We start from the raw sequence: 18318 nt of genomic DNA on the forward strand, positions 1-18318 counted from the left end.
GCGATAGCCTCCCTTCATGAGGGAGGCCAGGGCGGGGGTGTCGGACGCCGTGCTCGCCGGGGACGCCCTGGCGGCGCGGTCCCTCGTCCGGGACGCACCTGCGGCCGGGTCCGACGACCTCCTGCAGGAGCTGGCCGGGCTCGCCGCCGGCGGGTCGACGCTCGCCACCGAGCTCCTCGTGGAGCAGTTGGACACCTCCGGCCTGGTCCGTCGCTTCGTGCGCAGCTCGCTGCTCGACCCCTCCGCCGTGGACGACGTGTGCCAGGACACGCTCATCTCGGTGGCCAGCTCCATCCGGTCCTTCCGCGGCGGCGCCCGGGTGTCCACCTGGGTGCACAGCATCGTCCGGCGACGGGTGGTGGACCACCTGCGCCGCCAGCGCGCCACCGCGCCCCTGCCCCCGGAGGAGGAGGGGCCCGCCCAGCGGATGAGCTCCATGCTGGCGACCCGAGAGACCGTGCGCGCGGCCCTGACCTCGCTGCCCGAGCTCTACCGGGAGCCGGTGGCCCTGCGGGACGTGGAGGGGCTCACCTACGCCGAGATCGCCGACCGGCTCGACCGCAACCTCGGCACGGTCAAGGCGCAGATCGCCCGGGGCCGGGCCATGGTCGCGGGTGCGCTGGACCCCGCGGAGTGGAGCGCCCGGTGACCACCCCTGCGCGCCACCTCTCCGCGGGCCGCTACACGGCGCAGGAGGTCATCGGCGTCGGCTCGTTCGCGACCGTCTACCGCGCGACCGACGACCGGCTGGACGCCCCCGTGGTCGTCAAGATCCTCGCGGAGAACCACAGCCTCAACCCCGAGGTGCGCGAGCGCTTCATCACCGAGGGCCGGGCCCTGCGCCGGGTCAGCAGCCCGCACGTCGTCACCCTCTTCGACATCGGCGAGAACGAGCGCCAGCAGCCCTACCACGTCCTCGAGCACGCCGACCGTGGCACGCTCGCCGAGCGGGTCGAGGGGCTGCGGCCGACGGGGTGGACCGCGTCGCGGGCGGAGGTGCTGGTGCTCGCAGGGCACCTGGCCAGCGCCCTGGCTGCGGTGCACCGGGCGCAGCTCGTGCACCGTGATCTCAGCCCGGCCAACGTCCTGCTCAGCTCCACCGGAGGCACCGGCGACCCGGAGACCGGGAGCCGCACCGGCCAGCAGCTCGTCCGCGAGGACGAGCGGGTGCTCGTCGCCGACCTCGGGATGTGCAAGGACCTCGCGGTCAGCTCCGGGCTGACCGTGGCGGGCGGCACGACCGGCTTCCGCCCCCCGGAGATGCGCGGCGGCCCCGCGCTCGTCGACGGGCGGGCCGACCTCTACTCGCTGTCCGCCCTGCTGAGCTGGGCCTGCGAGGACGCGGACCTCCCGCCCGCGCTGGGAGCGGTGCTCGACCGGGGGCAGGCGCCCGACCCCGAGGACCGGCAGCCCGACGTCGAGACCTGGCTGACGGAGGTCCGCGCCGCGCTGGAGCCGGCCGCCGCCCCGAGAGCCCCGGCCCCGGTCGCCCCGAGCGGCGGTCGGCGTCGCCGGTTCCGGGCAGCAGGGGCCGCGCTGCTGCTGGCCCTCGGTGCCGTCCTCGGCTGGGGAGCGGCCGCTGCCGGGCCGGACGACCGGACGACCAGCGCCAGCGTCGGCATCGCCGGGCCGGAGGAGCTCACCACCGGCACCAGCGCCACCTTCAGCATCGAGCAGGAGGGTCTGGAGTCGTGGGTGTGGCTGCTCCCCGGCGGCCGCTACGTCAGCGACCAGTCCTCCGTCACGCTCTCCCCGACGCTGCCCGGACGGGCCCGCCTCGTCCTCACCGGCCGGGACGAGCAGGGTCGCGAGCTCCGGGCCGTCCACCAGCTGTCGGTGGCCAGCGCGCAGGGGTGACCCGGCTCCGGTCACAACCGCCTCGATCCGGACGCAACCTTCCGGCCGGTCCTGGCGACATACCTCCTGTCAGATCCACTCCACGACCACGAGGAGCACCCATGCACACCAGGACCCGCACCACGGCGCTGGCCCTCGCGCTGGCCGCCGGGCTCGCCCTGTCGGCCTGCGCCGGGGACGACCAGGCCGAGTTCGCGCAGGAACCGCCGTCGGGCTCGGCGGCCGACCCGGGCACCGAGCAGGAGGACCCGCCGACGGACCAGGCGGACGCGACGGAGGAGACCGAGGGGGCCGAAGAGGCCACGACCGTCGAGCCCGCCGCCGAGCGGACCGTCGAGGTCGAGGAGAGCGAGTCGGTGAGCACCGAGGACGTCGCCTTCACCCTGACCGTGCACCGGCTGGTCGTGCACGACTACTACCTCGAGGCGGAGGTCACCGTCGTCAACGACGGGACCGAGTCCGTCGACACGTGGTACGGCTCCGGCAACGGGTCCACCGAGCCGCGTGTCTTCGACGACCGAGGCCGGGTCTACCCCTTCGTCGTCCAGGCCGGCGGCGACGGCCAGCGGTTGACGCTGGAGCCCGGCCAGGGCGTCGAGGCCGGCCTGGTGTTCCCGGGCCGCCTGGACCCCGACGCGGAGCAGGTGACCCTGGACTTCGAGGCCATCGGCGGGGAGTGGGAAGGCCTGCTCTTCGAGATCCCCGTCGGGGGCGCGTCGTGAAGGCGGCTGCCCGCACCCCCGGTGCCATGGCCGTCGGCGCCCTCCTCGTCCTCGCCGGCTGCGGCGCGACGGCGGTCGCCGGTGAGTCCGCCCCGGTGCCGGAGGACTTCCAGGCGCCGCGCTCGACCGTGGACGTCTACACCGCGTGGGAGGCTCCCCTGACCTCGGTCTCGTTCTTCTACACCGACCCCGAGGACGTGGGGACCGAGGAGCTGGAGGAGGCCCTCGACGCCGAGAGCGAGGGGGAGGCGACCGTCGTGCAGATCTCCGACCAGTTCCTCTTCGACTTCGGCTCCGCGCAGCTGCGTCCCACCGCCACCCGGAGCCTGGACACCGTCGTGGCCGTGCTCGAGGAGGGCGAGGCTCCGGTGGAGGTCACCGGGCACACCGACCCGGTCGGCGGCGACGCCGTCAACCAGCCGCTCTCGCAGGACCGGGCCAGGGCCGTGGCCGACTACCTGGTCGAGCAGGGCATCGAGGAGTCCCGGATCACCGCCGAGGGCCGGGGCTCCTCCGAGCCGGTCGCCCCCAACACCCACGAGGACGGGCGCGACGACCCCGAGGGCCGTCAGCAGAACCGCCGGGTGGAGATCAGGTACTCCGAGGGGTCCTGAGGCGGCTCACCCGAGGTGGCTCACCCGTGGTCCGGCGGCGCGACCAGGCCACGGGTGACCTCGGCCCCGCTCACGGGGCGGTCGGCATACCTCGAGCCGTGCACCGCCCCGGCCCGCGCGCGACCCGGGGTCTCCGCGGCGATCTGCTCCTGCAGCGTGACGATGCCGTGCAGCAGCGCCTCCGGCCGCGGGGGGCAGCCGGGCACGTAGACGTCGACCGGGATGATCTGGTCGACGCCCTTGGTGACCGAGTAGCTGTCCCAGTAGGGCCCGCCGGAGTTGGAGCAGGCGCCGAAGGAGATGACGTACTTGGGCTCGGGCATCTGGTCGTAGAGCCGGCGGATCGCCGGGGCCATCTTGTCGGTGACCGTGCCCGAGACCACCATGAGGTCGGACTGCCGCGGCCCGGGCGCGAACGGGATGACGCCCAGCCGGATGAAGTCGTGCCGCGCCATGGAGGCGCTGATGAACTCGATCGCGCAGCAGGCCAGGCCGAAGTTGAAGACCCACAGGGAGTACTTCCGGCCCCAGTTGAGCACGACCTGGACCGCACGGGGGGCGCGCTCGACCGGCGCACCGACCCGAGGGGTCGGCAGGCTGGTGGTATGCCGCTCGCTCACCTGCTCGCCCACGTCACCACCACCGCAGCAGACCGCGTCGCCACACGTGCAGGAGGGCCACGACGAGCACGCCGATGAACAGGCCCATCTCGACCAGGCTGGCCGGCCCGAGGTCGGAGCGCAGCACCAGCGCCCAGGGGAAGAGGTAGACCGCGTCGACGGCGAAGACGACGTAGAGCAGGGCGTAGACGAGGTAGCGCACGCTGCCCTGCTCCCAACCCGAGCCGACCGGGTCCACCCCGGACTCGTAGGTCGTCACCTTGGCGGGGGTCAGGTCGCTCGGCGCCAGCAGCCGGCGCGCGCCCGTGGCGGTCGCCACCAGGGCGACCCCGAGCAGCGTCACCAGGGCGACGACGACGTAGTCCGACATCACCGGTCAGCCTAGCCGCCGGAGTCCACGAGGTGCTGCAGGCCGGCACCGACGACGGTCGCGGCGCGCAGCTGGTCGACCGGCTCCGTGCTGCGCGTCTGCACGACCAGCACGAGGCCCTCCGGCGCCCCGGCCCCGGGGCTCTCGCCCTCACCCTCCTGCGGCTCGACGTAGAACGACATCGCGAGCACGCCGGGCAGGGAGCCGCCCTTGAACGCCTGGTAGCCCACGCCCTCGGGCGGAGGCAGCCCCGGGTTGCGGGCGAGGATCTCCCGCACGGGCCCACCGGCGGGCCCCCCGGCGAGCTGCTGCAGCCGGGCGTGCAGGGAGCAGACCTGCGCACCGGTGAGGAACCAGCCGATGCCGTCCTGCCACCGCGGCTCGGTCACCGTCTCCGGGGCGATGTCGAGCTCGTCGGGCAGGTCCGCGAGGATCGCCTCGCGGGTCTCGGGCACCTGGGCCTCGGCCCACCGCGTCCGCACCTCGCTGTCCACCTGCCACCCGAGCTGGAAGACCTGCCGGGTGGTCGGGACGGGCATGGTCGCGGTCGGGTCCAGGCCCGCGTCGACCGCGGCCTCGCGCAGGGCGCGCTGGCCCACCCGGTCCATGAGCAGGTCGGTGGCGGTGTTGTCGCTGATCGAGATCATCAGCTCGGCAGCCTCGCGGACCGGCACCGTGGACCCCTCCGGGCGGTCCTGCAGCTCACCGGAGGGCAGGCTCACGACGCCCGCCCCGAGGGTCAGCTCCTCGTCCCACGTCAGCCCGCCCGACCGCACCTCCTCGGCCACGGCGAGCAGGACGAGCAGCTTGACCACCGAGGCGCTCGGGACGGCGTCGCCGCCCGGCTCCACCCCCGAGGTCGTGTAGGTCGTCTCGCAGGTGCCCCCCTGGACCCGGCCGACCACCACCTGGCTGGTGCCGCCGAGCTCGGCGAGGGCGGCGTCGAGGTCGGGCCAGGCGTCGACCACGGGCGGCTCCCCCGAGGTGTCCGGCTGGAGGAACACGGTGGCGATCCGGCCCTGCTCGTCCACACCGACCGTCATGAGCAGCGGGTCCTGCGCCGCCAGGCTGAGGGTGGCGGCGCGGCCCACCCCGGAGCTCGGGACGACGCCGGTGACGACGTAGGGGCCGGCGCTGCGGACCTGGGCCAGCACCAGGCCCAGCTCGACCGGGGAGACCTCCTCCAGGAAGTCCGGGGCGAAGCGCTCGGTGGCCTCCTGCACGGTCGGCCCCTCGGCGTCCTCCTCCAGCAGCTCCAGCACCCACTCGACCGCGCCGAGCAGCTCGGCGTCGCCGATCGCGTCGGCCGGGTCGACCGGCTCCGGCGGGGACGGGGTGGCGCCGCCCTCGGGCGGGCCGGAGGTCGCGGCGGAGTCCTCCGGCGCAGCCGTCTGCACCACCAGCGGCGGGGTGGAGGTCACCGCGACGTCGTCGTCGTACTCGTCCGTGCACCCCGCGAGCAGCAGCGAGGCCACGAGCACCCCACCGATGACCCGCCGCACGACCGCCTCCTCACCTCACACCCCATCTCAGCACGTGCCCCGGCCAGCCGGCGGACCGGCCTGTCCCTCGGTCAGCCCCGGGCGGCGCGCAGCGCGTCGCCGGCCTGCGCGGCATACCCGCCGCCGAAGAGGAGGACGTGCACGAGCAGCGGCACCGTCTGGAAGACCGCGGTCCTGCGCTCCCATCCCTCGGCCAGGGGGAACGCCTCGACGTAGGCCGCGAGCACCCGCCCGCTGAACCCGCCGAACAGCTGCATCATCGCGAGGTCCACCTCCCGGTGGGCGTAGTGCGCGCACGGGTCGATGAGCCAGCTGCGGCCGCGGTCGTCGACGAGCCGGTTGCCGGCCCACAGGTCCCCGTGGACCAGCGTGGGCGGCTCGACCGGTCCCAGGTGCCCGGCACCCAGGGCCCGGGCGTCCTCCATCGCCGAGGGGTCGAGCCGGCCGGACTCGACCGCCCGGCGGGTCAGCGGCACCACCCGGCGGTCGAGCCAGGACTCCGCGAGGGTGTCGCAGGGGGCGAGGTCGACCGGGCAGTCCCCGAGGTATGCCGTGGGCTCGCCGTCCACCGCGCCGTACCGGTCTCCCGTGGTCCGGTGGAGGGCGGCCAGCTCGCGACCGAAGGCCTCCTCCGAGGCGGCGGTGCGGTGACCTCCGGACGGCACCTGCTCGATGCTGATGCGGGTCCGCGAGACCCCGAGCACCTCGGGCACCCGCGCACCCGCCGCAGCCAGGGCCCGCAGCCCCACGGCCTCCCGGTCGAAGAACAACGCCGGTGCGTCCGCGCGGGTCTTGGTGAAAGGTCCGTCCGCCCGTGTCATGGCCCCACCCTTGCAGCCGGCGCCGGTGAGAGGGTGGGGGGCATGCACATCATGACCGTCTGCCTGGGCAACGTCTGCCGCTCCCCCGCCGCGGAGGCCGTGCTCGTCCGCGCGTTGGACGAGGCCGGGATCGAGGGCGTGAGCGTGAGCTCGGCCGGGACGGCCGACTACCACGTGGGTGAGCGACCGAACCCGGCCTCCAGCGCGGAGGGCGAGCGCCGCGGCTACGCCTTCACCACCCGGGGGGCGCAGTTCGGCGCCGACGACTTCGACCGGGCCGATCTCGTGCTCGCCATGGACTCCTCCAACGAGGAGGACCTGCTGGCGCTGGCCCGGACGCCCGAGGAGGCCGCCAGGGTGGTGCGCCTGGGGGCCTTCGCCCCCGACGCGGGCGGGGGCGTCCGGGACGTGCCCGACCCCTGGGGCCGGTCCCGCGAGGCGTTCGTCGCGATGTACGACCAGGTCGAGGAGGCCGTGGCCGGCCTGGTCGCCGCCCTCCGGGAAGGCCGGCTCGAGGAGGTCCTCACGACGCAGCGGGCCCGGCGCTGAGGTCAGGCGGGCCCGGCCCGGCCCGGCGCGGTCCCGTCCAGACCCACCTCGCGCCGCATCCAGGCCACGGTCCGCGCGGCCTCCCCGCGGTCCAGGGCCCGCGCGGAGCGTCGGATCAGCGTGGGCCGGCCGCGCAGGTGCTGCCACCCGTCGGGACCGACGTAGGACCCGGGCGGCAGCGGCTGGGTGAGCGAGAAGAGCACGGCGGCGGCCCCCTGGGCGGCCGTCATCGCGAGCGGCCGGCTGGCCATGGTGACGAGCCGGTCGACGCGCGCGTGGCCGCTGGCGTTCTGGAGGTTGGTGACCACCCAGCCGGGGTGCGTCAGCTGCACCTGGGTGCCCGCCGGCATCCGGGCGCCGAGGTCGAGCCCCCAGAGCATCGCGGTGAGCTTGGCCCGGGAGTAGGCCCGGGGCAGGGTCCACCGGGTCCGCCGGAAGTGGGGGTCGTCGTGGTCCATCCGGCCCGAGGTGTGCGCGTGCGACGTGACCAGGACCACCCTCTCGCGCACGACGGGCAGGAGGGACTCCGTGAGGAGCATCGGGGCCAGCGCGTTGACCCCCAGCAGCAGCTCGAACCCGTCCACGGTCTCCCGCCGACCCGGCGACACCACCCCGGCCACGTTGACCAGGTCGGCCCGCTCGCCGTCCAGCAGACCGCGGATGTCGCTCGCCGCGCGCCGGTCGCGCACCGGGAGGACGAGCCGGGCACCCCACCGGGCCAGGTGCAGCGCGCTCTCCCGCCCGATCCCGTCGCTCGCCCCGGTCACCACCACGGTCCGGCCCCGCAGGTCGGGCGGCACCAGGTGCTCCCACCCGAGGGCGTCGACCGCCTCTCCCGCGACTGTCTCGACCATGGTCCCCGAGTGTGCCAGCGCCCCGGCTCGTCGTCCTCGGAGGGTGCCCGCCCGACGGCTACCCTGTCGCCATGACCCTGACCCTGGAGACGGCCACCGACCGCGCGTCCTACATGGCAACCCTGCTCGACCTGCCGGTGAGCAGCCCCCTGCAAGGCTGGGGCTACGGCGAGGCCCGGCGGGTGCTGGGTCAGGAGCCGGTGCGCTACCTCGTGCGCCAGGGCGGGCGCACCGTCGGTGCCGTGCAGCTGATGCGCAAGTCGCTGGCTCCGGGCGTCAGCACGTTGTATGCCCCCCGCGGGCCGGTCCTGGCCGACCGGTCGCTGCTGCCCGAGTTCGCCCGGGCGGTCCGTCAGGTCGCACGCCGCACCGACCACTTCCTCACGATCGAACCGCCGGAGCCCCTCGTCGCCGGTGACAGCCCCGAGCAGGAGGACCTGGCGGCCGAGCAGGCGGTCATCCCCGACCGCATCGGTCCCTTCCGACGCGCCCGGACCGAGCAGCCCGAGCACACCATCCTCATCGACACCAGCCAGGAGCCGGACACCGTCTTCGCCGGGCTGCACAAGATGGCCCGCCGCAACGTGCGCACGGCCGAACGGATGGGGGTGCAGGCCGGCCGGGACGAGAGCTTCGAGGACTTCTGGGAGATCTTCACCGCGACCAACGAGCGGTCCAGCCTGGGCGCCTTCCCCCGCCGCTACTACGAGACGCTCCTGCGGGAGGCCGACCAGGACGGCGGCGAGGCCTACCTGGTGCTCTCCCGGCACGAGGGCCGCGCGCTCGCGGGCGGCTTCTTCCTGGGGCTCGGCGACACCACCGCCTACCTCTACGGCGGGTCGGTGCGCGACGACCGCCCGCCCTCGGAGGGCGAGAAGCGCAAGGACGCCAAGGCGCCCGACGCGTTCTACTGGTCGGCGATCACCGACGCCCACGAGCACGGCTACTCCCGGCTCGACCTGTGGGGCATCCCGCGGCTGCTGGACGAGAAGAAGCACTCCTTCGGCGTGCTGCGGATGAAGCTGAAGTTCGGGTCGCAACGCTACTGGTTCCCGGCCTACGACCTCTCCCTGTCGCCGCTGAGCACCCCGCTGCGCACGGCGCTCAAGGTGCGCCGGTCCTACCTCAACTACCGCAGCTTCGGCACCACCGACGACATCCTCTGAGACGCCGACGGACCCGCCGCGTGCCATGCTGGGCCGATGGACGAGCAGGCGCGTGGGGAGCTGGAGGCCAAGCGGGCCGAGGTCGTCGCCCAGATGGAGCAGCTGAGCGCCCCCGTCCAGGACCAGGGCAGCATCTCCTTCGGCAAGCGGGTCGGGGACGGCACCGCCATGGCCGTCGACCGGCTGACCGCGGTGAGCGCCCACGACAACCTGCAGGGCCTCCTGGCCGAGATCGACACGGCGCTGGCCGCGCTCGAGGACGGCGGTTACGGGCGCTGCCGGGTGTGCGGCGAGCGCATCCCCGAGGGCCGCCTGGAGGCCCGGCCCTGGGCGACCACCTGCGTGCGCCACGGCTGACGGCGGGCTGCGGCGGGGTCCGAACCGCTATTAGGGGAGAGTAGTCTTGTCTATTGACATGTCTTCTACTCCACTGCACCAGCTCGAGCGCGTCGTGATCCGTTTCGCCGGGGACTCCGGGGACGGGATGCAGCTCACCGGCGACCGCTTCACCTCCGACACCGCGGCCCTGGGCAACGACCTGTCCACGCTGCCGAACTTCCCCGCCGAGATCCGCGCGCCCCAGGGCACGCTGCCGGGCGTCAGCTCTTTCCAGGTCCACTTCGCCGATCACGACATCGCCACCCCCGGGGACGCGCCGGACGTGCTCGTCGCGATGAACCCGGCGGCGCTCAAGGCCAACCTGCCGGACCTGCCGCGCGGCGCGACGGTCATCGTCAACTCCGACGAGTTCACCCGGCGCAACCTCGCCAAGGTGGGGTATGCCGCCAACCCGCTGGAGGACGACTCGCTCGCCGACGCGGGCTACCACGTGCACGCCCTGCCGCTGACGTCGATGACGGTCGAGGCGCTGGCCGCGTTCGACGGGCTGACCCGCAAGGAGAAGGAACGCGCCAAGAACATGCTGGCGCTGGGCCTGCTGTCCTGGCTGTACTCGCGCGACACCGCCTCGACCGAGGCCTTCCTGCGCGCCAAGTTCGCGCAGGCGCCCGAGATCCTCGAGGCCAACCTCACCGCACTGCGCACCGGCCACGCCTACGGCGAGACCACCGAGGACTTCGCGGTGCGCTACCAGGTGGCGCCGGCGCCGATGACCCCCGGGACCTACCGCACCATCACCGGCAACCAGGCGCTGGCGCTGGGGCTGGTGGCCTCGGCCTACCGCACCGGGCTGCCGCTGGTGCTCGGGTCCTACCCCATCACCCCCGCCTCGGACGTCCTGCACCAGCTGTCCACGCTCAAGGCGCACGGCGTCACCACCCTGCAGGCCGAGGACGAGATCGCCGCCATCGGGATGGCGCTGGGCGCCAGCTTCGGGGGGGCCCTCGGGGTGACGACCACCTCCGGGCCGGGCCTGGCGCTGAAGAGCGAGACCATCGGGCTCGCCGTCGCGACCGAGCTGCCGCTGCTCGTCATCGACATCCAGCGCGGTGGTCCCTCGACCGGGCTGCCGACCAAGACCGAGCAGGCGGACCTGCTGCAGGCGCTGCACGGCCGCAACGGAGAGTCGCCGGTCGCCGTCGTGGCCGCCCAGTCGCCGACCGACTGCTTCGACGCGGCACTGGAGGCGGTCCGCATCGCGACGACCTACCGCACCCCGGTCATCCTGCTGTCCGACGGCTACCTCGGCAACGGCTCCGAGCCCTGGCAGATCCCGGCGGCCGCCCAGCTGCCCGACCTCACCGTCCGGCACACCACCGAGCCCAACGCCACCGACGAGCGCGGCGAGCCGGTCTTCCACCCCTACCTGCGGGACGAGCAGACCCTCGCCCGACCCTGGGCGGTGCCCGGCACCCCCGGGCTGGAGCACCGCATCGGCGGCATCGAGAAGGCCGACATCACCGGCAACATCTCCTACGACCCGGCCAACCACGACCGGATGGTGCGCCTGCGGCAGGCCAAGATCGGGGCGATCGCCGACTCCATACCGCCCCTGGAGGTGGACGACCCCAGCGGCGAGGCGCGCGTCCTCGTGCTCGGATGGGGGTCGACCTACGGCCCCATCGGTGCCGCCACCCGGTTGGTGCGCGCCACCGGTGCGAAGGTCGCCCGGGCCCACCTGCGCCACCTCAACCCCTTCCCCGCCGACCTCGGGGACGTCCTGCGCCGCTACGACCGGGTCGTCGTGCCCGAGATGAACCTCGGTCAGCTCGCGCTGCTGCTGCGCGGGACCTACCTCGTCGACGTCCGCAGCCATACCCAGGTCCGTGGCCTGCCGTTCACCGCCGGTGAGCTCGCGCAGGTCGTCCACGAGAACCTCATGGAGGTCCAGTCGCAGGAGGTGACGGTATGACCACGCACAGGGGCTCCGCCCCCGTGAACCCCCGGAACGACTCCAGGGGCTCCGCCCCCGTGAACCCCGGGAACAGCACCACCGAGCTCGGCCTGCCGACCCGCCGGGGCACCGAGGGCGTGCCCACGCTCGGGGACGGCTCGACGCAGACCAAGAAAGACTTCACCTCCGACCAGGAGGTGCGCTGGTGCCCCGGGTGCGGCGACTACGCCGTCCTGGCGGCGGTGCAGGGCTTCCTGCCCGACCTCGGGCTGCGCCGCGAGAACATCGTGTTCGTCTCCGGGATCGGCTGCTCCAGCCGCTTCCCCTACTACCTCGACACCTACGGGATGCACTCCATCCACGGGCGCGCGCCGGCCATCGCCACCGGTCTGGCGACCTCGCGGGAAGACCTGTCGGTCTGGGTCGTGACCGGGGACGGTGACGCGCTGTCGATCGGGGGCAACCACCTCATCCACGCGATGCGGCGCAACGTCAACCTCACGATCCTGCTGTTCAACAACAAGATCTACGGCCTGACGAAGGGGCAGTACTCCCCCACGTCGGACGTCGGCGCGGTGACCAAGTCGACGCCGTCCGGCTCGGTGGACCATCCCTTCAACCCGGTCTCGCTCGCGCTGGGCTCGGAGGCGACCTTCGTGGCGCGGACGATGGACTCCGACCGTGCCCACCTCACCGAGGTGCTCAGGGCCGCCGCCGCGCACCGCGGCACCTCCCTGGTCGAGATCTACCAGAACTGCCCGATCTTCAACGACGGCGCCTTCCAGCTGCTCAAGGACCGGGACGAGGCGACCGGCCGGGTGGCGCACCTGCGCGCCCACGAGCCGGTGCGCATCGGCGCCGAGGGGAGCCCGGAGGCCAAGGTCGTCGTCCGCGACCCCGAGGGCCGCCTGCAGGTGGTCCCGGAGCAGGCCGTGCCGCAAGGGCATACCGTCGTCGTGCACGACCCGGCCGACCCCGACCCGACGAGCGCCTTCGGGCTCTCGCGCCTCGACGACCCGAGCATGCAGACCGTGCCCATGGGCATCTTCCGTCAGGTGGAGCGCCCCACCTACGACGACGGCGTGCGCGAGCAGGTGCAGCAGGCCACGGCCGGGACCACCCGGGACACGGCCTCGCTCGACGCGCTGCTGCACGGCCGGGACACCTGGACCGTCGACGGCACCCGGCCGGGGCAGGTCGAGCAGCTGCTCGAGGGGGAGACCACCGAGGGCCCGACGCCAGCCGCCGGGGAGGCGCTCGTCGAGGAGGGCGAGGAGGTCTACGAGGACGAGGGCACCCCCTAGGATGCGACGGTGACGGATGAGGCCGAACGCCGACGGCAGCACGGCACGGCCTACGGCTTCCTCGCCTACCTCCTGTGGGGCGTCTTCCCGCTCTACTTCGCCGCTCTCCGGCCGGCCGGGCCGTGGGAGATCGTCGCGCACCGCATCGTGTGGACCCTGGTGCTGTGCCTCGCCGTCCTGCTCCTCACCCGGGACCTGCGCTGGATGGTGGAGCTCGCCCGCACCCCCCGGAGGCTGGGTGGGGTGATGCTCGCGGGGCTGCTCATCACGACCAACTGGGGCATCTACACCTACGCCGTGCTCACCGGTCATGTCACGGAGGCGGCGCTGGGCTACTTCCTCAACCCCCTGGTGACCGTGGCCCTCGGCGTCCTCATCCTGCGTGAGCGCCTGCGGAGGCTGCAGTGGACCGCGGTGGGCATCGGCGCCGCTGCCGCGGTGTACCTCTCCGTGGACTACGGCTCACCGCCCTGGATCAGCCTCGCCCTGGCCTGCTCGTTCGCGAGCTACAGCCTGCTGAAGAACCGCCTCGGGGTGTCGTTGAGCCCGCTGCGCTCGCTCGTCGGCGAGACGGCGACGGTGCTGCCGCTGGCGCTGCTCATCCTGTGGTGGCTCGACCAGGCCGGGGAGACCACGTGGGGCGGCCACGGCGAGCTGCACACCGCCCTGCTCATGTCGACCGGTCTGGCCACCGCCGTGCCGCTGCTGCTCTTCGCCGCCGCGGCGAGCCGGGTGCCGCTGTCGACGGTCGGCCTGCTGCAGTTCCTCACCCCCTTCCTGCAGCTGCTCACCGGCGTCCTGCTCCTCGGCGAGACCGTGCCCGCCTCCCGCTGGGTCGGCTTCGCCCTGGTCTGGGTCGCCCTGGTGGTGCTGTCCGCCGACATGGTGCGCCAGGTCCACCGGACCAGGGCGCAGCGTCGCGCCCGGGCCCGGGACGCCCGGGACGCCCGGGAGGAGCGCCCCGACCTGGCCGACCCGGCCTCCTGCTAGGTCGAGCACACCTGCACGCGGTGCAATTTTGCACACCGTGCAGGTTTACGTATGCTCGATGGTGTGACTGTGCGACCGGACTCCGTGGGGGGCGGCGGGCCGGACCCCGCAGCGCCGGGCCGTCGCGAGCTCAACAAGGTGCGCACGCGTGCGGCGATCGTGGGGGCGCTGCGCGAGCTGGTCGCCGAGCTCCCCGCCGCGGACGTCACCGTGGACCAGGTCGCCGAGCGGGCCGGGGTGTCCCGCCGCACCTTCTTCAACTACTTCGGCAGCATCCCGGCGGTGCTCAGCGCCGTCTTCGCCGACCACGCGGCGGCGATGATCGTCCAGCTGGACCCCGAGGTCATCGGTGACGACCCTGTCACCGCCCTGCGCGGGCTGACCCGCACGCACGGCATCCCCGAGGACCTCCTCGGGTGGTTCGTCGCCCTGAACCGCCACGGCGCGGACACCGACGCCACGGTCCTCCTGGAGCGCACGGTGTGGGCCGACCTGGCCGCGTGGCTGCGCGAACGGCTGCACGACGTGCTGCCCGGGGCCGACCCGCTCTTCGTCGCCACCCTGGCCTCGGCCGTCATGAGCTGCTTCCAGGCCACCGAGGAGGCGTGGCTCAAGGACCTCGACGTCGACCGCCCCGAGCAGCTCTCCCCCGCCGACGTCACCCGCTTCCACGACCACCTGGACCGCGCCCTCGGCCTGCTGGCCGACGGCTGGCGCTCCCCCTCCGCCTGACCCACCGAAAGGACCACCGTGGCCACCCTGCTGCACCGACTGGGGCGCTGGTGCGCCCAGCACCGCCTGGGCGTCGTCGCCATCTGGGCCGCCGTGCTCGGCCTCACCGTCACCGGCATGCTCACCATGGCCAAGCCGCTCTCCAACGAGTTCTCCATCCCCGGAAGCCGGTTCGAGGCGGTCCTGGAGACGCTGCAGGAGGAGATCCCGGACGCCGCGGGCACGACGGGCACCGTCGTCTTCCGCAGCGACGACGGCTTCACCGACGCCCAGCGCTCGGCCGTCGCCGACGCCGTGCAGGAGTGGGAGGAGCTGGACGGCGTCACCGCCGTCGACCCCTTCGAGGCCCAGGACCAGCTCGACGCCACCCAGGGCGACCTCGAGGACGGGCGGGCCGAGCTCGCCGACGCCCGCGAGCAGCTGGCGGACGGACGGGACCAGCTGGAGCAGGGACGCGCCGACCTGGAGCAGGCCCGGCAGGAGCTGACGGACGGGCGGGCCCAGCTCGAGGAGGGCCAGGAGGAGCTGGACGCCCAGGCCGCCACCCTCGAGGAGTCGCAGGCCGAGCTGGACGCCCAGCTGGAGCAGCTCGAGGCCGGTGTCGCCGCCGGTCAGGTGCCCCCGGAGGCCGAGCAGCAGGCCCGCGCCGAGATCGCGGCCGGGCAGGCGCAGCTCGACGCCGGCCGCGAGCAGCTGGCCGCCGCCCAGGCCGAGATCGACGCCCAGCGCGAGCAGCTCGAGGCGGGCGAGGAGGAGCTCGCCTCGGGCGAGCAGGAGCTGGAGAGCAGCGCCACCGAGCTGGAGGACGGGGAGGCCGAGGTCGCCCAGGGCGAGGAGGACCTCGCCGCCGCCGCCCGTCTCGCCGACCTCACCGAGGGCTTCCGGGTCGTGAGCGAGGACGGGACCACGGCGCTGACCCAGGTCTCGGTCGCCGACGCCGAGGGGTTCATCCCGCCGGAGACCACCGAGGCGATCCAGCGCATCGGCAACGACGTCGAGAGCGAGGGGCTGGCGGTCGACTTCTCCAAGGAGATCACCGACGACCTGTCCAGCCTGCTCGGACCGGGCGAGGTCATCGGCCTGGTCATCGCGGCGGTCGTGCTGCTCGTCATGCTGGGCAGCCTCATCGCCGCCGGGCTGCCGATCCTCATGGCGCTCGTCGGCGTCGGGGTCGGCCTCACCGGCGCCCTGGCCCTCTCCCGCTTCGTCGACATGCAGTCCATCACCCCGGTGCTGGCCCTCATGCTCGGCCTGGCGGTCGGGATCGACTACTCCCTGTTCCTCATCAACCGGCACCGCGAGCAGCTCCGCCGCGGTATGCCGATCGCTCCCTCGATCGCGCTCGCGGTGGGGACCTCCGGCAACGCGGTGACCTTCGCCGGCCTCACCGTCATCATCGCCCTCGTCGCGCTCACCCTGACCGGGATCCCCTTCCTGGGGATCATGGGTGTCGTGGCGGCGGCGACGGTCGCCATCGCCGTCCTGGTCGCCATCACCCTCACCCCAGCCATGCTCTCGCTCATGGGTGAGCGGGTGCTGCCCCGGCGGGAGCGCTCCGGCGGCGTCCAGGGGCGTCACGAGGAGTCCCCGGCCGAGCAGGCCGACGATCTGGGCCGCGGGTGGGCCGCCCGTGTGCAGCGCCACCCGTGGCTGTCGCTGGCGGGGGTCCTCCTCGTCGTCGGCGCGCTCGCCTGGCCGACCGCGCAGCTGCGCCTCGGGCTGCCGGACGGTGGCACCGAGCCCGCCGGCTCCACGGCATACACCACCTATGACACCGTGCGGGAGGAGTTCGGCGCCGGGGCCAACGGCCCGGTCCTCGTCGTGGCCGAGCTGGACGAGCCGGTCGCCGAGGGCGACACGGCGCTCTTCACGACCCAGGCGGACCTGGGCGAGGAGCTGGCCGCCGTCGACGGGGTGGAGCAGGTGCTCCCGGCCGGCGTCAACGACGACCGGGACGTCCTGGCGTTCCGGGTGCAGCCCGAGGGCGGGCCGGCCGACGCCTCCACCGAGGCGCTCGTCGACCGCCTCGGCCCCGCGGTCGAGCAGATCGGGCAGGACCAGGGCGCGACCCTGGGGCTGACCGGCCAGACCGTGGCGAACATCGACGTCTCGGAGCAGCTCGCCGACGCGCTGCCGATCTACCTCGTCGTCGTGGTCGGGCTCTCGCTCATCCTGCTGCTGCTCGTCTTCCGGTCGGTGGTCGTGCCGCTGCTCGCGACCGGCGGGTTCCTGCTGAGCATCGGTGCGGCCTTCGGTGCCGTCGTCGGGGTCTACCAGCTGGGCCTCGCGTCCAGCTTCTTCGGGGTCAATGAGGCCGGTCCGATCCTGTCCTTCCTGCCGATCCTGCTCATCGGCATCCTCTTCGGCCTCGCCATGGACTACCAGGTCTTCCTGGTGTCGGCGATGCGCGAGGAGCACGTGCACGGGCGGGCGGCCCGGGACGCCGTGGTGGCCGGCTTCAACCACAGTGCGCGGGTCGTCACCGCCGCGGCGATCATCATGATCTCGGTCTTCGCCGGCTTCGTGTGGGCGCACCTGACGATGGTGCGACCCATCGGGCTGGGCCTGGCCGTCGGTGTCCTCGTCGACGCCTTCCTCGTGCGGATGACCCTGACCCCGGCGGTGATGTCGCTGCTCGGCGAGCGGGCGTGGTGGCTGCCGCGCTGGCTCGACCGGATCCTGCCCGACGTGGACGTCGAGGGGGCCAGCCTGGAGCGTCACCTCGGTGCCGGAGCCGGTGCGCAGACCGACCTGCCCGGTCAGGAGGCCGAGCCCGCTCCGACCCGCTGACCCGCGGCGCGCAGCAGCGTCCGGGCGCCGACCCGCGCGGCCTGGTCACCCTCGGTGATCTGCAGCGCGAGCCGGCGCCCGGTGCGCAGGTAGACCACGATGCCGGGACCGCCGGCGTCGACGATGTAGGCGGTGCGGTCCGGGAGGGCCCGCAGCCCGATCCCGCCCCAGCGCATGGGGTCGAGGTCCTGCACGTCCACCCCGACGACCTGCCCGGCGCGGACCCGGAGGACGGGCACCCGGAGCACGCGCGACCGCACCCGGAGCCCGTCCTCGTCGACCTCGACGGTGACGGCGGACCACAGCAGCGCCAGCCCGCCCGCGCCGAGCCCGGTGACCAGGACGACCACGAGCAGCACCACGCCCTCCCCGGCCGCCAGCAGCACCACCGCGACGACGGCGAAGACCACGAGCAGACCGACGGCCAGCACCCTCAGGGTCCGGGACGAGACGTCCGAGACCCACGGGTGCACCGGCTGCACCGCCCGTCCACGCACCGGCTGCACCCGCGACCGCTCCGGGACCAGGTCGGCCAGCTCCTCCGCGCTGGGCACCCACCGGCCGTGCACGGCATACCCCACGAGCCCGGCGAGCAGCGCCCCCAGGACGGCCAGCAGCGGCCACCCCTCGCGAACGCCCTGCGCGCCGTCGACGCCCACCCTCCAGGCCGTCACGAGGTAGAGCAGGACCGCACCCCAGGAGACCCCGGCGACCGCCGCGAGGACCCAGCGGCCCCAGCTCGGGGGGACCAGGCGGCGCGCGACGGAGGCGACGGCCGCGAGGACGGTGCAGACGACCACGGTCGCGAGGACCCCCGCCACGAAGCCCGGCCCGCTCGCGAAGCCGTCGGGCACCCGGCCCGACCAGTGCGTCGGCACGCGGTCCGGGGGCGGCACGACGGCCAGGGCGAGCAGCAGGGCCGCCAGCGGCAGGATCGCCCAGAGTCCGGCCAGGGTGCGGCGCACGTCCGGCCTCCTTCCAGTGGGGAGGTCCAGCGTAGTCGCCGCGACCGGCGCGAAGACGTCACCGGACCGACCGCGGGGATTCATCTCCGCGTCGTCGGGAGGGGTGCTGGCCGGGCCTAGGTTCGCAGACGTCCGGGGTCACGGCCCGGACCTGTCCCTACGGGAAGGA

At 73.9% G+C, this 18318-nt stretch carries 18 protein-coding genes; 12 read left to right on the forward strand and 6 right to left on the reverse strand.

What is annotated here, in order from left to right; all coding sequences use genetic code 11:
- The first annotated feature begins 16 nt into the window (after positions 1-16).
- From Q0795_RS10495 to Q0795_RS10510, 4 genes are all read left to right on the forward strand, one after another.
- Entirely contained in the window at positions 17-649 is a 633-nt protein-coding gene (locus Q0795_RS10495) for an RNA polymerase sigma factor (RefSeq protein ID WP_298889456.1), read from the forward strand.
- Positions 646-1857 (forward strand): serine/threonine-protein kinase, encoded by a 1212-nt coding sequence (locus tag Q0795_RS10500; RefSeq protein WP_298889457.1) that lies wholly within the window; start codon positions 646-648, stop codon positions 1855-1857. The genes Q0795_RS10495 and Q0795_RS10500 overlap by 4 nt, the downstream gene beginning before the upstream one ends.
- Before the next feature lie 101 nt (positions 1858-1958).
- Positions 1959-2579 (forward strand): hypothetical protein, encoded by a 621-nt coding sequence (locus Q0795_RS10505; protein ID WP_298889459.1) that lies wholly within the window; start codon positions 1959-1961, stop codon positions 2577-2579.
- Entirely contained in the window at positions 2576-3193 is a 618-nt protein-coding gene (locus Q0795_RS10510) for an OmpA family protein (protein WP_298889460.1), read from the forward strand. Before Q0795_RS10505 ends, Q0795_RS10510 begins: the two co-directional genes overlap by 4 nt.
- 20 nt (positions 3194-3213) lie before the next feature.
- On the opposite strand, the gene Q0795_RS10515 is transcribed toward Q0795_RS10510, so the two are convergent.
- From Q0795_RS10515 to Q0795_RS10530, 4 genes are all read right to left on the reverse strand, one after another.
- Positions 3214-3825, reverse strand: a complete 612-nt coding sequence (locus Q0795_RS10515; RefSeq protein WP_366942465.1) for an NADH-quinone oxidoreductase subunit B family protein — start codon at positions 3823-3825, stop codon at positions 3214-3216.
- A 1-nt stretch (position 3826) separates the two neighbouring features.
- Positions 3827-4183: an NADH-quinone oxidoreductase subunit A gene (locus Q0795_RS10520; protein WP_298889796.1), complete on the reverse strand. Its 357-nt coding sequence runs from the start codon at positions 4181-4183 to the stop codon at positions 3827-3829.
- Between the two features lie 11 nt (positions 4184-4194).
- Entirely contained in the window at positions 4195-5685 is a 1491-nt protein-coding gene (locus Q0795_RS10525; RefSeq protein WP_298889462.1) for a serine hydrolase, read from the reverse strand.
- Positions 5686-5756: 71 nt separating this feature from the next.
- Complete coding sequence (locus Q0795_RS10530) at positions 5757-6506, reverse strand: fructosamine kinase family protein (RefSeq protein WP_298889464.1); 750 nt, start codon at positions 6504-6506, stop codon at positions 5757-5759.
- A 42-nt stretch (positions 6507-6548) separates the two neighbouring features.
- Between Q0795_RS10530 and Q0795_RS10535 the strand changes: the two genes are divergently transcribed.
- Positions 6549-7055 (forward strand): low molecular weight protein-tyrosine-phosphatase, encoded by a 507-nt coding sequence (locus Q0795_RS10535; RefSeq protein WP_298889466.1) that lies wholly within the window; start codon positions 6549-6551, stop codon positions 7053-7055.
- A gap of 2 nt (positions 7056-7057) precedes the next feature.
- Here the strand turns inward: Q0795_RS10535 and Q0795_RS10540 are convergent, their stop codons facing one another.
- Entirely contained in the window at positions 7058-7909 is an 852-nt protein-coding gene (locus Q0795_RS10540; protein WP_298889468.1) for a hypothetical protein, read from the reverse strand.
- A 71-nt stretch (positions 7910-7980) separates the two neighbouring features.
- On the opposite strand from Q0795_RS10540, the gene Q0795_RS10545 reads away from it, so the two are divergent.
- From Q0795_RS10545 to Q0795_RS10575, 7 genes are all read left to right on the forward strand, one after another.
- A complete protein-coding gene (locus tag Q0795_RS10545; RefSeq protein WP_298889469.1) occupies positions 7981-9075 on the forward strand; it encodes a peptidoglycan bridge formation glycyltransferase FemA/FemB family protein in 1095 nt (364 codons plus the stop codon).
- Between the two features lie 36 nt (positions 9076-9111).
- Entirely contained in the window at positions 9112-9432 is a 321-nt protein-coding gene (locus Q0795_RS10550; protein WP_298889470.1) for a TraR/DksA C4-type zinc finger protein, read from the forward strand.
- Between the two features lie 58 nt (positions 9433-9490).
- Entirely contained in the window at positions 9491-11386 is a 1896-nt protein-coding gene (locus tag Q0795_RS10555) for a 2-oxoacid:acceptor oxidoreductase subunit alpha (RefSeq protein ID WP_298889471.1), read from the forward strand.
- Positions 11383-12672 (forward strand): 2-oxoacid:ferredoxin oxidoreductase subunit beta, encoded by a 1290-nt coding sequence (locus Q0795_RS10560; protein ID WP_298889473.1) that lies wholly within the window; start codon positions 11383-11385, stop codon positions 12670-12672. The genes Q0795_RS10555 and Q0795_RS10560 overlap by 4 nt, the downstream gene beginning before the upstream one ends.
- 9 nt (positions 12673-12681) lie before the next feature.
- The gene (gene rarD, locus Q0795_RS10565; RefSeq protein WP_298889475.1) at positions 12682-13662 is read left to right on the forward strand and encodes an EamA family transporter RarD; all 981 of its coding nucleotides are present in this window, start codon (positions 12682-12684) and stop codon (positions 13660-13662) included.
- A 63-nt stretch (positions 13663-13725) separates the two neighbouring features.
- A complete protein-coding gene (locus tag Q0795_RS10570; protein WP_298889477.1) occupies positions 13726-14394 on the forward strand; it encodes a TetR/AcrR family transcriptional regulator in 669 nt (222 codons plus the stop codon).
- An 18-nt stretch (positions 14395-14412) separates the two neighbouring features.
- Positions 14413-17184 carry an MMPL family transporter gene (locus Q0795_RS10575; RefSeq protein WP_298889479.1) on the forward strand — a complete coding sequence of 924 codons (2772 nt, stop codon included), beginning with the start codon at positions 14413-14415 and terminating at the stop codon, positions 17182-17184.
- Here the strand turns inward: Q0795_RS10575 and Q0795_RS10580 are convergent.
- Positions 17154-18149 carry a hypothetical protein gene (locus tag Q0795_RS10580; RefSeq protein ID WP_298889481.1) on the reverse strand — a complete coding sequence of 332 codons (996 nt, stop codon included), beginning with the start codon at positions 18147-18149 and terminating at the stop codon, positions 17154-17156. The two genes, Q0795_RS10575 and Q0795_RS10580, sit on opposite strands and share 31 nt — an antisense overlap.
- Positions 18150-18318 lie beyond the last annotated feature (169 nt).

It is taken from the genome of uncultured Serinicoccus sp., from assembly GCF_947487915.1.
In the GTDB taxonomy this organism is placed as follows: domain Bacteria; phylum Actinomycetota; class Actinomycetes; order Actinomycetales; family Dermatophilaceae; genus Ornithinicoccus.

Bases quoted from the DNA above. Each gene is read 5' to 3' on its own strand.
- Q0795_RS10545 (WP_298889469.1), top strand. From the start codon at position 7,981: ATGACCCTGACCCTGGAGACGGCCACCGACCGCGCGTCCTACATGGCA.
- Q0795_RS10560 (WP_298889473.1), top strand. From the start codon at position 11,383: ATGACCACGCACAGGGGCTCCGCCCCCGTGAACCCCCGGAACGACTCC.
- Q0795_RS10550 (WP_298889470.1), top strand. From the start codon at position 9,112: ATGGACGAGCAGGCGCGTGGGGAGCTGGAGGCCAAGCGGGCCGAGGTC.
- Q0795_RS10520 (WP_298889796.1), bottom strand. From the start codon at position 4,183: ATGTCGGACTACGTCGTCGTCGCCCTGGTGACGCTGCTCGGGGTCGCC.
- Q0795_RS10495 (WP_298889456.1), top strand. From the start codon at position 17: ATGAGGGAGGCCAGGGCGGGGGTGTCGGACGCCGTGCTCGCCGGGGAC.
- Q0795_RS10555 (WP_298889471.1), top strand. From the start codon at position 9,491: ATGTCTTCTACTCCACTGCACCAGCTCGAGCGCGTCGTGATCCGTTTC.
- Q0795_RS10530 (WP_298889464.1), bottom strand. From the start codon at position 6,506: ATGACACGGGCGGACGGACCTTTCACCAAGACCCGCGCGGACGCACCG.
- Q0795_RS10540 (WP_298889468.1), bottom strand. From the start codon at position 7,909: ATGGTCGAGACAGTCGCGGGAGAGGCGGTCGACGCCCTCGGGTGGGAG.
- Q0795_RS10505 (WP_298889459.1), top strand. From the start codon at position 1,959: ATGCACACCAGGACCCGCACCACGGCGCTGGCCCTCGCGCTGGCCGCC.
- Q0795_RS10535 (WP_298889466.1), top strand. From the start codon at position 6,549: ATGCACATCATGACCGTCTGCCTGGGCAACGTCTGCCGCTCCCCCGCC.